Genomic DNA, 12,452 nt, shown 5'->3' with positions numbered 1-12,452 from the left:
GTGATGCGGCTGAGGGGGTGTTCCGGGCGGGGCGCCATCAGTCGTCGTGCGGGTGCGCCCCGTGGTGCCCGTGGCCCGCGTTGGCGGACGTTCCGGTGGCGCGCGCGACGGCCAGACGGTCGTCGTACACGCCGGTGAAGCGGGCGAAGACCAGCACCTGGGGTGCGGCGCCCTTGGCGTCGGTGGTGAAGTCGACCAGCGGGACGCGCTCCCCCGCTCGGCGGGCGTAGAGGGTGTACGCGGTCGAGGGCTCAAGTTTCCTTGCGGAGAGCTGGAGTTGGTCGAGTCCGTCGACGGGGCGTGCGGTCACTTCGACATCGGCGTCCCCCGGTGCGTCGACCGGGACGTCGCGGGTGGCCGCGGACAGGCCCTGGCGTCCGAGTCCGGAGTTCGCGGCGGGCGCCGACCGCGCCACGTACACCAGGGCCTGCGGATCCTGGCCGACGTCGAGGGACTTGGTCACGCGGCGGGTGCGGGTGTCGATGACGTCCACCCCGTCGCCGCGCTCAAGCGCCACGTAGACCTTGCTGTTGTCCGGGCTGGGCCAGATGCCGTGGGGTGTGGAGCCGGAGTTGCGGATGCGGTCCACCCGTTCGGGGTGCGCGCCGCGGCGTTCGTAGACCAGCGTCTCGTCCCGGCCGCCGACGGTCACGTACGCGTAGGCGGTGTCGGCCGTGGTGACGAAGTTGATGTGGTTGGTCTCCGGCCCGGTGTCGAGCACCGTCAGGACGCGTCCGGCGCGCACGTCGACGACGGTCACCTTGCCGGCCTTCTTCTGGCCGACCCACAACTCCCGTCCGTCCGGGGAGAGCGCGGCGTCCGGGGAGAACACGTCGGCGATGCCGCGGATGCGCTGTACGACCTTCTTCTGCGCGGTGTCCACGACGGTGACCTCGGCGGTCCCGATGTGGTTGACGTAGGCCCGCTTGCCGTCCGGGCTGAACAGCACCTTGCTCGGGCCCTGCCCGGTACGGATCCGCTTCTTGACGCCGCCGTGCCGCACGTCGACCACGGATACGGTGTCCTGCCCGCGCTCGGCGACCCAGAACTCGCTGCCGTCCGCGCTGAAGAAGCCCTCGTGGGCGGCCCGTCCGACGTACGTCTTGGACACGATCTCGTTGGTCGCCGTGTCGATGACGACCGCCGAGTTGGTGGTGACGCTGACCACGCCGAGGTGGCGTCCGTCGCGGGAGAAGCCGAGCCCGTGGACGCCGACCTCCTTCAGGTACTGCGCGCCCAGGACGCCGTCGAGCCGTTGCGAGCCCAGGGCGAGGGTGCCCAGGACACGGTCCTTCGAGGGGTCGATGACGGTGACGGTGTTGGAGGTCTGGTCCGCCGTATAGACCCGGTCGGACGAGGAAATCGCCTGGGCGCCCGGCAGCGCCGGCGCCTGGACCGGGGCGTTCGTCCGTCCTGCCGCCGGGGCCGTGTCGGGCGACCGCGGCGCCGTCGCACCGCCGCGGTCCACCGACGCCACCCCGACCCCTCCCGCGGCCACGACCGCCGCAGCCGCGGATGCCGCGACCACGTTCCTGCGGAACTTTCTCGTTCCCACTTCGACCTCCTCCGATGACCGGTTCCGGGGCGTGTACGCCGGGAGCCGCCGTCCGGTTCACCGGAGGAGGGAGTGGATTCGAGCCGCTTCGTTCCGGATTCCGAGATCTGAACCGAGGGGGCGGCATGCAGATCCCGGGGTTGAGGCGAGAGCCGTCCGGGCTCCGGGGTCGAGGCACGGGTCGTCCCGGTTCACGACCCGGGCGCCGGTCGTCAGGGCTCCGTGAGGCGGGTGCGCACCATGGGGATTCCGAGTCCAGGCCGGGGCCCACCCGAACCCCGCGCCCCGCGCCCCGCGCCAGCCCACGGACTCAAGTCCAGGCCACGGACCGCCCGCACGCCGCACCCGCACCCGTTATCCGCATGCGCACGCGCACGCGGATGCGCACGCCAACCAAGCACGGCCCGTCCCCACTTCGGGCCGACGTTCAGGGCCGCATCTCCAGCAAGGGCTTGCCGTCGCGGGTAGCCACGCGCAGGGTCGCGACCCGGTCGCGCGGGATCGAGGAGGCGCCGCGCAGCCGGGCGCTGCCGTTCGGCGTGGACGTCCAGACGGCGGCCTGCTCCCGGCGCCCCTCCCGGTCGACCACCCAGGCGACGAAGTGCTCGCCGGCCGGCAAGTCCTCGACGTGCAGGGCGACTTCGGTGCCCCAGGCCCGGGCCTCCAGGCTCCCGTGACCGCTCGCGGGGCTGCCCGCGAGGGCGGTCAGCGGCTCGCCGTCCGGTCCCGGCCCGGCGGGCGCGGCGCGGTGGTCGCCGTTGAGGCCGACGACGCCGACAGTCCCGCCGCCGATGACCAGGCCCGCTGCCGCCGCCGCGGCCGCCAAGGCCAGGCGCGGTCGCCGGCCCCAGCGGCCGCGACGGCCGTCGGACCGCTCGGCGCGGGCCGTGGCGACCAGCCCCTCCCACGTGGACTCCGGCGGCGGAACGTCCCCCGGCGGTGGCCCCGCCTGATGGAGCAGGCCGGGCAGGACGGCGTACGCGGACAGCTCCTCCCGGCAGGAGTCGCACCGCGCCAGATGGGATTCGAGGCGCTCCCGGTCCCCCGCGCCCAGGCCGCCGAGCACATAGGCCCCGAGCAGCGTGCGCAGCTCCTCGTGCTGCCGCCGGCTCTGCTCCTTCACCGCACCACTCCCATTTCCTCCAGCACCGTCCGCAGCGACCGGACGGCGTAGTACGCGCGGGACTTCACGGTCCCGGCGGGAATCCCGAGCTTCGCGGCGGCCTCGGCGATGCTGCGTCCCCCGTAGTACAGCTCGACGATCGTCGCACGGTGCTCGGGCGAGAGCCGGGCCAGCGCCTCGGTCACCAGCCAGCCGTCGAGCATCCGCTCCAGGTCGTCGGCGGCCGCCGCGGACTGAATCGCCTCGTCGTTCTGGACCAGGCGCGGCCTGCGCTGCTCGGCGCGCCACTGGTCGGTCAGGACGTTGCGCGCGACCGAGAACAGATAGGAGCGCGGATTGCCCTGGTTCGGGTCGATGGCGTCCAGATTCCGCCAGGCCCGCAGCAGCGTCTCCTGCACCACGTCCTCCGCGCGCTGTCGGTCGGACACATAGCGCAGCACGAAGGCGTGCAGGACGCCCGCATGCTCGTCGTAGAGCGCGCGCAGCAGCTGTTCATCCGCCGTCATGACCCACTTCCGCTCCGCTGTCATCGGCTTACCACGGGGGGTGTACGACAGAACGGCGCCCGCGGTTCACCACTTTGCGGGCTTCCGGACGACAGCACAGCCGGCCCCTGCTCCTGGAACGACACCCACGGCTGGCATGCCGACCGCAGGATCCACCTGGAGAGCACCCGCGGCACGACGCGCCTGGGCACCGGCGCAAAGCCGATCCCGGAGGCTTCCGGCCGGAGCAACAGCGCCTGGAGGAGCGAGTGTTCCTCAGCTCGCTGGAATTCCGGAACGTCCCCACCTCTACCCCTGTGCATCCGGTTCGTCTCCCCCGAGCCCGGCGGCGCGACGTACGGCTGACGCCGCGCGGTTCGCTGCGCGGCTCCTGGCGGCCCGAGCGCCAGTTGGCTACGACGCGGCCTGCCTGCTCGTGCACTCCGTCCAAGTGCCCGACACCGCCGACGATGTCGGCGCGGAGGACGGCGCTCGTGCGGGCGCGAGACCCTGCGATGGATGCACCGGGCAGTTCCCCCGAACGCGGCCGACAGGATCACGTCGACGATGCGCGTTCCGTCCCGAGCCTCCAAAGCAAGAGCCGGTGCCCCGACTCGCGTGGCTACGGGGCGTCCGGTAGATAGGCCGTGAGCAAGGGCCCGCTGAGCGTGGCTGGGTCGGGGAGGTCGCCGTACTGGTCGTGCACCAGGCGCAAGGCGTCCTGTAGGTCTGTTCTCCGGTCGGCCTCGTCGTCTGTAGCTCGCTCGGCGATGACGCGCTGCAGGAGTTCCGCGAAGGTGTGCGGTCCCGGGCCGCTCCGGGTTTCCTGGGGGGCGTCCGGCTCGAAGCTGCTGAGCGGGACGCCGTCGCGGGCATGTTTGACGGAGGTCATGCCGTCAGCGGTTGCTGTGAGCGCGATGGTCTCGGTGTGGGAGCACAGGTGGGCGAGCACCGGGTTCTGGCCGCCCGTCGTGCCGATGTATTCGAGTGAGAAGGCGGTGACGCCGCTGTGCCCGAACCTGATGACCGTGCCCTCGTCGGCGCCGGTGCCGCCGGGGTCGACCTCCAGGAAGTCGTCCAGGGGCAGCAGTCTGGCCTGTGCCGGGTCGATCCCGTAGGCCCGGATCACATCCTCGGTTATCCGGTCCCTGGTCAGGGTCAGGCAGAATCCCAGATCGCTGAACTCCATCAGCCACGCGGCGAGTTCCTCCGCAGGGTCCAGAGCCCCGGCCGTCTCCGGCATATCGGTCACCTTTCTCTCCGGCCGTGGCACACGTGATTGCGCGCACTAGGTGTATTGAGCACGAGCGTTGTTGACACTCGTGGGTCTTGATCATGGCGAAGACCTCCGGTGCGGTGGAGCTGTCTAGGACTGCACCGCACGGAGGTCTTCGTGTCCCACCGTAATGCCCGGCTGACCGTCTTCGGGAGACGGCTCCTTGCCGAGCGGGTCTGTTCCGGCCGTACGGTTGCTCATGTGGCCGCCGAGATGGGGATCTCACGGGCAACTGCCCACAAGTGGATGCGCCGGTGGCGGGCGGAGGGAGACCCGGGCCTGCAAGACCGCTCCAGCAGGCCGCACACCACTCCTGAGGGTGATCGACGACTCGGGCCGTACGGGCAAGTCCCGCGATGCAGGACGCGATCCTTGAGGCGACTGAGCGGTTCGGCAAGGACAGGCGGTGACGTACCCGGCGGCGCCGGGCGGCCCCGACCCGTTCGCGCTGGACCAACTGACCACCGACGCGGCCGCCCGCGCGCACGCTCTGCTCGCCACCGGCCGGGACCCGGTCGCCGAACTGACGCTGCGGCAGGACGGTCAGAATCGCCGCCGCCCGCCCGGTTGGGGCCTGACCACCTCCTCCTCCCCCCCGGAGTGGCACCCTCCAACCTCACAGGGCTGTCCCCACCAGAGTTCGGCATATATATGCATGCTCCTGAATTCTCTGCGAGGAGGAAGGAGACGTCGGTCGCTGACGGCGTGACTCTGCGACGGACGCTCGAGGACATCTTCGAGCGAGCCGTCGACTTGTCCCGTGCTGACGAGACCCCGGATGACGCATGGTGCGAGTTGCGGTCGGTCCCGTCGGCGTGGGCGGCCGCGGACAGGGTCGCGAGGAACGCCGATGGACCTGCCACCAGGGTCGCTCGGCGCACCCAACTCCGTTGGTAGCGGAGGGGGTTGCGCTTCGCGCTGCCCCTTCGCGCGGGCCCTGGGCAGATCGTCGTTCCAGTGCGCCCCTCCCCATCGCGGACCACGGAGTCACGGGGCGCGGCCACGTGTACCCGCATGATCGTTTCGCCGCCGACGACCTGGTCGAGCAGAACCGTTACCCCTCTCGGCCAGTCGCGTGACGTCGGCGGTTTCCGGGCGTTGAGCGGTTCGTGGCATGCATAAATATGGCGTCGGATCACGCGCCGGTGGGTTCCCCACTGGCCGACCCGATGCACGATCCGGCTTGTGACCCGGTTCACGAGCCGAAGTCGGCCCCGCAACGGCCGGGCGTCCACCGGCAGAAGGCAGCGGCAAGTCAATCCCCCTGATGTGCCGTCACCTCATCCGTACCGCCCGGCCGTTACGCCGGTACCACTCGTCACCGACCAGAACGGAGCACCCCATGCGACGTCGTCTCGCCACGACCCGCCACGCATTCGCCCAGGACAGGTCCGCGCCACGCCGGGGCGCTACCGTCGCGCTGCTGGCCGTCCTGGCGGCGACGTTCTCGCTGGCCGCGGGTTCGGCCACGTCCACGGCCTCGGAGGCCCCCTCCCCTGCGCACCTGCTCAACCCGCACTCGGGGCTGTGCCTGAATGTCAAGGGCGGCGGTGACTCGCCGGGCACGCCCACGGAGATCTGGGAGTGCGACAGCAAGGCTTCCCAGCAATGGGTCATCCGCGAGGACGGCACCGTCTACAACACGGCCACCGCGATGTGCCTCAGCGTGGAGAACAACAGCACGCACGAAGGTGCCCGTACCGAGATCTGGAAGTGCACCGGCGACGAAGCCATGCAGTGGGAGTACCGGGACGACGGCACGTTGTACAACGCGAACTCCAGTCTGTGCCTCAACACCCGGAGCCACCGCACCACTCCGGGCACGCCCACCGAGATCTGGCACTGCGACAAGAGCCGTTCGGAGCGGTGGGTGACGCACCACTAGGACTGCCCTCCTGCCACGACAGCGCACCGGGGCCCGCCCCCTCAAGGGCGGGCCCCGGCGCGCAGTTGCAGGCGCACGGTCGTAGCCGAAGCCGGTGCGTACGGCCGGCCGTCTACCTGCCTGTGAAAGTGATCCGTCCGGGAGCCGGCGGTGCAAGGGGTGCGTCGGCGGTGGAGTGGTGGCCGAGGTAGTCGACCAGTGCGTCCAGGTCCGTGATGTCGCCGCCTTCGCGGTCCGTGCCCTTCGTGAAGGTCGTGAAGCCGTTGCCGCCGTCGGCGAGGAACTCGTTCGCGGTCACGCGGTAGGAGTCGGTGGGCTGTACGCGCTTGCCCTTCACCTCGACCGTGTCGACCAGGAGCCGGTCGGCGCCGGTGCGGGACATGTCCACGGAGTAGCTGAGTGCCGACGACAGCTGCAGGAAGCGCGGGGCCTGGGCGTTGGCGCCGCTGAACTGTTCCTGCAGGACGTCGATCAGCTGCTCACCGGTGAGCGTCATCGTCCACATGCGGGTCCCGAACGGCTGGGTGCGGTAGGCGTCGGCGTAGGTGACGGCTCCGTCGCCCTTGTGCACGAGGTCGGCGCGCAGGCCACCGGGGTTGAGGAGGGCCAGGTCGGCGCCGTGTCCTCGGGTGGCCTCCGTCTGCGCGTCGGCGATCAGACTGCCGAGAGGCTTCTCCTCCTTCGTGGAACCGCGGCCCGGGATGTCGGCGGAGATGTGCCCGACGATTCGGTTGGCGGCAGCCGCTGAGCGGTCGCGCCAGGTCTCGACGAGCTCGGTCATCGCGGGCTGCTTCGGGGTGGTGACGGGCACGACGTGATTGGTCGCGCGCACCGACTCGCGGATGACCTCGCCCTCGCCGTCCAGGCTGAAGCGCAGATCGGTGAACGAGCGGCCGAAGGAATCGGCCTGCGTCACCATCCGGGGCCGCCCGGCGGGGTCGGTGACGGTGCACTCGTACGAGTCGTGCGAGTGGCCGCTGACGATGAGGTCCACCGCGCTGGGCGTCTGCTCGGCGATGTCCTTGATCCGGCCGCGCAGCCGGGCGCCGGGCCCGTCGGTGTCGCAGCCGCGTCCGGCCACTCCGTTGGTGGTCTCGCCCTCGTGGATCAGCAGGACCTGGGCCTCGACCCCCTGCTGCTTCAGCTCCTTCGAATAGCGCTGGATGACGGCGCGCTCGTCGTGGAACTCCACGTCGCGGACCGAGGAGGCGTTGATCGCCTCGGGTGCGGTCCTGGTGACCAGGCCGATGAACCCGATCTTCTGCCCGCCGGGCAGGGTATTGACCGTGTACGGCCGCAACAGCGGATCGGTGCTGCCCTTGCGGGTCACGTTGGCGGCGAGATACGGGAAGTCCGCACCGTCGTAGGCGCCCCCGGGCGCGCAGCCGTCGGTGGGGTGACAGCCTCCGCCGTCCATGCGCTTCAGTTCTTCAGGTCCTTCGTCGAACTCATGGTTGCCGACGGAGCTGACGTCGAGCCCGAGTTGCTCCAGGGCGTGCACGGTCGGTTCGTCGTGGTAGTACGCGGACACCAGCGGGCTGCCACCGATCATGTCCCCGGCCCCCACGACGAGGGAGTTCGGTCGGCCATCGCGGACCGTGTCCATCAGCGTGGCCAGTTGCGGCAGCCCACCTGCCTGGACTCCGGCCCCATCGCCACGCTGTACGCGCCCGGCCGGGCCCTCGACGGGGTCCAGATTGCCGTGCAGGTCGTTCAACGCGAGCAGTTGGACGGGTACTTCCTCGCCCGGAGCGGCCCGTTCGGACCCGGCGGCGGTTGCGGAGGCGGCGGGCACGCACAGGACGAGCCCCACAGCGGCCGCACCGTAGCCGAAGAGAGTCCGCTTGAGCCGCGAGCCGGGGCGGGAGGTGGAGTTGGAGGTGGAGTTGGAGGTGGAGTTGGACGCGGAGGCGGAGGTGGACGTGGTGCGGATGGCGGGCGGAGGAGGAGCCACCGGACCATTCGAAATGTCTGACATGCGCCGAACTTATGTATCGGCTGGACGTTCCCCTGTCGGACACGCCATCAACGTGGACGGCTCCTCCGAACAGACCCTGGCCTTCCCGCCCGCGTCAGCCTGACGGGCTGACCGGTCCTCACGGCCGCCACCGTCGCCCGCACGACGGGCACCAGGCCGAGGCCGAGCGTGCCGAACTGCTCTGAAGAGTTTCCCCTCGATCACGGCGTCGTTACGTCCTATGACAGGTCACCGATCAAGGAGAAGCCATGCGCATCCGCGCCACACTCGCCACTGCAGTCGTAGCCGCCGCTGCCCTCGTCGGCGCCGCCGGTACCGCCAGCGCCGGCGAGGCCTCGACGGGCCCCATCACGAAGGGCGATCTGCCGACCGGTCCGGTCAGTGGCGCGCTGACCACGGACGGCCTGGCCGTGGGCGGGGTCCCGGTCGATGCGCTCACCAAGGGCGGACTGCCCACCGACGCGCTGCTCGGCGGCGGGCTGCCGCTCTAGCCCCCGAGACAGTTCGAAGGGTCCGGGAGCTCGGAGCTCCCGGACCCTTCTGCATGCCTGAGTCGCATGGCGGCGGACGCACGGCGTAGACCGGGCGCGTCTACAGACGTGGTGCGGCCGCGGGCAGTCGCAGATCGGATTGCAGTCGGCATCACCGTCACCGGCGTGGACCGACGCACCCGGGGAAGGGTATGAACCGGCTTGCGGCCAAGAGGCTCTGCGTAAGCCGGTAGGGCCGTCGTTTCAACCGCTCGATGTTCAGCAGACGTGCGACAGCTTGCAGGGGCGTACGCCCGCTTCGTAGGTGGCGATGTACTGACCACATGCGGAGTACGCATCTTCGGCGGCCCACACGTTCGCGCCTGTCCAAGTCGACGTCGGCGGGACCGAGTTCGCGCCCAGCCGGGCAGACGAACCCCCGTCGGATTCCGCGTTACCACCGGCGCCGCAGGTCCGGTCGGCGCGCCCCGTTTCTCGACCCGGTGGCTCAGTACGCGGAGTCGACGTTGTCGATCGAACCGTACCTGTCGGCTGCGTAGTTGGCGGCCGCGGTGATGTTGGCCACGGGGTCGGTCAGGTCGTTCGGCGTTCCGGCGACGTGGTAGGTGTCGAACGTCGGCTGGATCACCTGGAGCAGCCCCTTGGACGGGGTGCCGTTCTGGGCGTTGATGTCCCAGCCGTTCTGCGCGTCGGGGTCACCAGCGGACTCGCGCATGATGTTGCGGTGCAGCCCCTCGTAGCTGCCCGGGATGCCCTTGGCCTTCATGATGTCGAGGGACTCGCGGATCCAGCCGTCGAGATTGTCGGGGTAGCTCTTCTCGGCCGCCACGGCGGCGGACTTCGACGCCGGAACGGTGGATGCCGTCGGCTCGGCGGCCTGAGCGGGCGAAGGAATCAGCGTGAGGGCGGCGGCCGCGGTTCCTGCGGTGGCTATTCCGGCGACAGAGATCTTGCGGAATCGCGCAGTGCGGCCGGCGCGGGTCTTCGTCTGCGTGCTGGCCATGAGGATCAAGCTCCAATGCGTACGTCATGCGGTGACCGGGCGATCTGCCCGATTGCTCCGGTTGTCCCGGAACGACAGCCAGGGTTAGCGCCCACGAGGGAAGGGCGCAAAGGTGTGACGTACTACCCCGGTACGCAGCGGGTCCCAGCCCCTGCGGTCTCCGATGCCTCAACGCCCGCACGGCCTCCGGCGGGCCTCTACTACCGCCGATAGCATGTGCGTGAGGTCATATGGGCGGGCTCACAGTCCTCACGCAGTCCAGCTTCCGTGCGCAGGAGCCGGAGTGAGGGGACTTCCGCCCCTGCGTGCTCTCGCCATCGCCGCCGCCCCGCAGGCACCTGACAGCTACACGGACGCGGTGGCCTGGCCGTTCTCTGCCGTATGGAACGCCATACCAGGCGGCGCGTTGCGGAACATGCGGGTGAGGTAGGCGAGGTAGGCGAGCCCGAGGGTCAGCCAGACGGCGCCGAGGGTGAGGGCGGTGCCGTCGAGGTTGTACAGCAGGTAGAGGTCCACGGCCGCGCCGATCGAGGGCGCGACGAGGTACGTCAGCGGGTTCGGCCGGTCGCCTTCGCGACGCATGCGGAGGTACGTGGCGATGACCGCGACGTTGACGAACGTGAAGGCCACGAAGGCGCCGAAGTTGATGAACGAGGTCGACGTGGCGACGTCCAGGCCCAGCGCGACGAGCCCGATGGCGCCGGTCAGCAGGACGTTGAGCGCGGGCGTGCGGTAGCGGGGGTGGACGCGGGCGAAGAACCTGCGGGGCAGGGAGCCGTCGCGCCCCATGGCGAACAGCAGGCGGGACGCGCTGGCCTGAGCGGCGATGCCGGAGGCGAACTGGGCCACGACCAGTCCGGCGAGGAAGACCGACGAGAACAGGTCGCCCCCGATCGTTCCGGCGATCTCGAAGGCGGCCGAGCCCGCGTCGTCGAAGTGGTCGCCGGGGTGGGCGAGTTGGGTGGCGTAGGCGACCGTGACGAAGATCGCGCCGCCGATGAGGGCGATCAGGAGGATCGCGCGCGGCATCGTGCGCTTCGGGTCGACCGTCTCTTCCGTGAGGGTGGTGACGGCGTCGAAACCGAGGAAGGAGTACGCGGCGATGGCGGCCCCGGCCGAGATGCCCGCCAGTGTGGTGGCGCCGTTGCCGAACGGTGCGGTGCTCGCGAGGGCGCCCGCGCCGCCGAGGTCGAAGACGTGCCGCAGGGACAGGGCGACGAACAGGGCGATGACAAGGACCTGGAAGATCATCAACAGGTCGTTGACCCGTTCCGCGGTCTTGATGCCCCGCACGTTCAGCGCCGTGGTGACGGCTATGAATCCGACGATCCAGACCCAGAACGGGACGCCGGGGAACTGCGCCTGGAGGTAGGCGCCGCCGATGAGCCAGATGACCATCGGCAGGAAGAAGTAGTCGAGCAGGGTGACCCAGCCGACGAGGAAGCCGAGGCGGGAGTCGAGGGCCTTGCGTACGTACGTGTAGGAGGAGCCGGCGACCGGATGGGCGGCGGCCATGCGTCCGTAGCTCTGCGCGGTGAACAGCATGGCGATCAGCGCCAGCAGGTAGGCGGTCGGCACGGCGCCGCCGGTCGTGGTGGCGACCACGCCGAAGGTGCCGAGGACGATCATCGGCGTCATGTAGGCGAGACCGAACAGGACAACGGATCTGAGCCCGAGGGTGCGGGCGAGTGCGGGCGCGGCGTCGTTGCCGTGGGACATGGAGTGCTCCGGGAGCTCGGAGGGCGGGGGTGGGGGCGGGGGCGGGGCTCAGGTACGCGGATGGCCGTGCGGACGCCAGGTCCGCGGGTCGATGCGGCCGCCGTAGAGCGGTAGCTCGATGGGTGCGTCGTCGTCGGTGAACTGATCCCACATGCGGGTCACGCCTGCGGTGCCGTACGTCCGGACGCGGGTGACGTCGTCCAGGTCGATCACGTCGGTCAGGACGGTGCTGCCCTCGCCCGGTGCCTCCGCCCGCACTCGGCCCTCGGGGTCGACGACGATGCTGTGGCCGCGGCCCACGGGGCCGGCGGTGTTGACGCTGACCACATGCACCTGGTTGGCGATGGCGTTGGCGCGGGCCAGGACGGTTTCCTGGGCCCGGTCGGAGGTCGTCGTCATCACGGGGTTGACGATGACCTCGGCGCCCATCCAGGCGAGGTGGCGGGCGACCTCGGGGAACCAGGCGTCGTAGCAGATCGAGAGTCCGACCCGCCCCGTGCCCGGGATGTCGAAGACCACGAACCGGTCCCCGGGGTCGTAGGGCTCGCTGGGACGCCAGGGGAACACCTTGCGGTACGAGGCGGCCAGGCGGCCCTCGGGGGACAGGACGACGGCGGTGTTGTACAGCTGCCCCTCGGGGCCCCGCTCGCACACCGTGCCCGGAAGCAGCCACAGGCCAAGGTCTCCGGCGAGCTCCGCCAGCGCCTTGACGCGGGGGCCGTCCAGCGGCTCGGCGATCTCGCGGAGCTGCTCGTGCGCCTCGGGGCCGAGGCCCTCCACGCCGCAGAGGTGCAGCTCGGGGAAGACCGCCATGCGGGTCTGCGGAAAGCGTGAATGGATCTCCTCCACCTCGGTGGCAAAGCCGCTGAACTGGGCTTCTGCTGGGCGGGGAGGAAGCTGCGCGAGGGCAAGTGGAAGGGCTCGGGACATGAGCAAG

10 protein-coding genes and 1 pseudogene are annotated in these 12,452 nt (G+C 70.4%); 3 read left to right on the top strand and 8 right to left on the bottom strand.

Annotated features, from left to right (window positions below; all coding sequences use genetic code 11):
• Positions 1-37: 37 nt before the first annotated feature.
• The 4 genes from RCO28_RS36825 to RCO28_RS36810 form a co-directional block, all read right to left on the bottom strand.
• Positions 38-1,555, bottom strand: coding sequence for a beta-propeller fold lactonase family protein (locus RCO28_RS36825; protein ID WP_308945740.1), 1,518 nt, complete (start codon positions 1,553-1,555; stop codon positions 38-40).
• 427 nt (positions 1,556-1,982) lie between these two features.
• On the bottom strand, positions 1,983-2,678 hold the full coding sequence (locus RCO28_RS36820; RefSeq protein WP_308945739.1) for a zf-HC2 domain-containing protein: 696 nt from the start codon (positions 2,676-2,678) through the stop codon (positions 1,983-1,985).
• The gene (locus RCO28_RS36815; protein WP_308945738.1) at positions 2,675-3,184 is read right to left on the bottom strand and encodes a sigma-70 family RNA polymerase sigma factor; all 510 of its coding nucleotides are present in this window, start codon (positions 3,182-3,184) and stop codon (positions 2,675-2,677) included. The genes RCO28_RS36820 and RCO28_RS36815 overlap by 4 nt, the downstream gene beginning before the upstream one ends.
• Positions 3,185-3,785: 601 nt before the next feature.
• Complete coding sequence (locus tag RCO28_RS36810; protein ID WP_308945769.1) at positions 3,786-4,406, bottom strand: DUF6461 domain-containing protein; 621 nt, start codon at positions 4,404-4,406, stop codon at positions 3,786-3,788.
• A gap of 150 nt (positions 4,407-4,556) precedes the next feature.
• On the opposite strand from RCO28_RS36810, the pseudogene RCO28_RS36805 reads away from it, so the two are divergent.
• Both RCO28_RS36805 and RCO28_RS36800 read left to right on the top strand, forming a co-directional pair.
• Positions 4,557-4,778 (top strand): annotated as a pseudogene (locus RCO28_RS36805) (leucine zipper domain-containing protein); the annotation flags it as partial.
• A gap of 1,003 nt (positions 4,779-5,781) precedes the next feature.
• Positions 5,782-6,324, top strand: coding sequence for a ricin-type beta-trefoil lectin domain protein (locus tag RCO28_RS36800; RefSeq protein WP_308945737.1), 543 nt, complete (start codon positions 5,782-5,784; stop codon positions 6,322-6,324).
• A gap of 112 nt (positions 6,325-6,436) precedes the next feature.
• Here the strand turns inward: RCO28_RS36800 and RCO28_RS36795 are convergent, their stop codons facing one another.
• The gene (locus RCO28_RS36795; protein WP_308945736.1) at positions 6,437-8,302 is read right to left on the bottom strand and encodes a bifunctional metallophosphatase/5'-nucleotidase; all 1,866 of its coding nucleotides are present in this window, start codon (positions 8,300-8,302) and stop codon (positions 6,437-6,439) included.
• 248 nt (positions 8,303-8,550) lie between these two features.
• Here RCO28_RS36795 and RCO28_RS36790 point away from each other — a divergent pair, with 248 nt between their 5' ends.
• Positions 8,551-8,793: an ATP-binding protein gene (locus tag RCO28_RS36790; protein WP_308945735.1), complete on the top strand. Its 243-nt coding sequence runs from the start codon at positions 8,551-8,553 to the stop codon at positions 8,791-8,793.
• 487 nt (positions 8,794-9,280) lie between these two features.
• Here the strand turns inward: RCO28_RS36790 and RCO28_RS36785 are convergent, their stop codons facing one another.
• The 3 genes from RCO28_RS36785 to RCO28_RS36775 all read right to left on the bottom strand — a co-directional run bounded on the left by RCO28_RS36785 (position 9,281) and on the right by RCO28_RS36775 (position 12,445).
• Positions 9,281-9,796: a transglycosylase SLT domain-containing protein gene (locus RCO28_RS36785; RefSeq protein WP_308945734.1), complete on the bottom strand. Its 516-nt coding sequence runs from the start codon at positions 9,794-9,796 to the stop codon at positions 9,281-9,283.
• Positions 9,797-10,141: 345 nt separating this feature from the next.
• Complete coding sequence (locus RCO28_RS36780; RefSeq protein WP_308945733.1) at positions 10,142-11,515, bottom strand: APC family permease; 1,374 nt, start codon at positions 11,513-11,515, stop codon at positions 10,142-10,144.
• Positions 11,516-11,563: 48 nt separating this feature from the next.
• On the bottom strand, positions 11,564-12,445 hold the full coding sequence (locus RCO28_RS36775) for a carbon-nitrogen hydrolase family protein (protein WP_308945732.1): 882 nt from the start codon (positions 12,443-12,445) through the stop codon (positions 11,564-11,566).
• Between the last annotated feature and the right edge of the window lie 7 nt (positions 12,446-12,452).

This window comes from Streptomyces sp. LHD-70, assembly GCF_031157275.1.
Taxonomy (GTDB): Bacteria; Actinomycetota; Actinomycetes; order Streptomycetales; family Streptomycetaceae; genus Streptomyces.
This window is presented reverse-complemented; position numbering and strand designations above follow the sequence as displayed.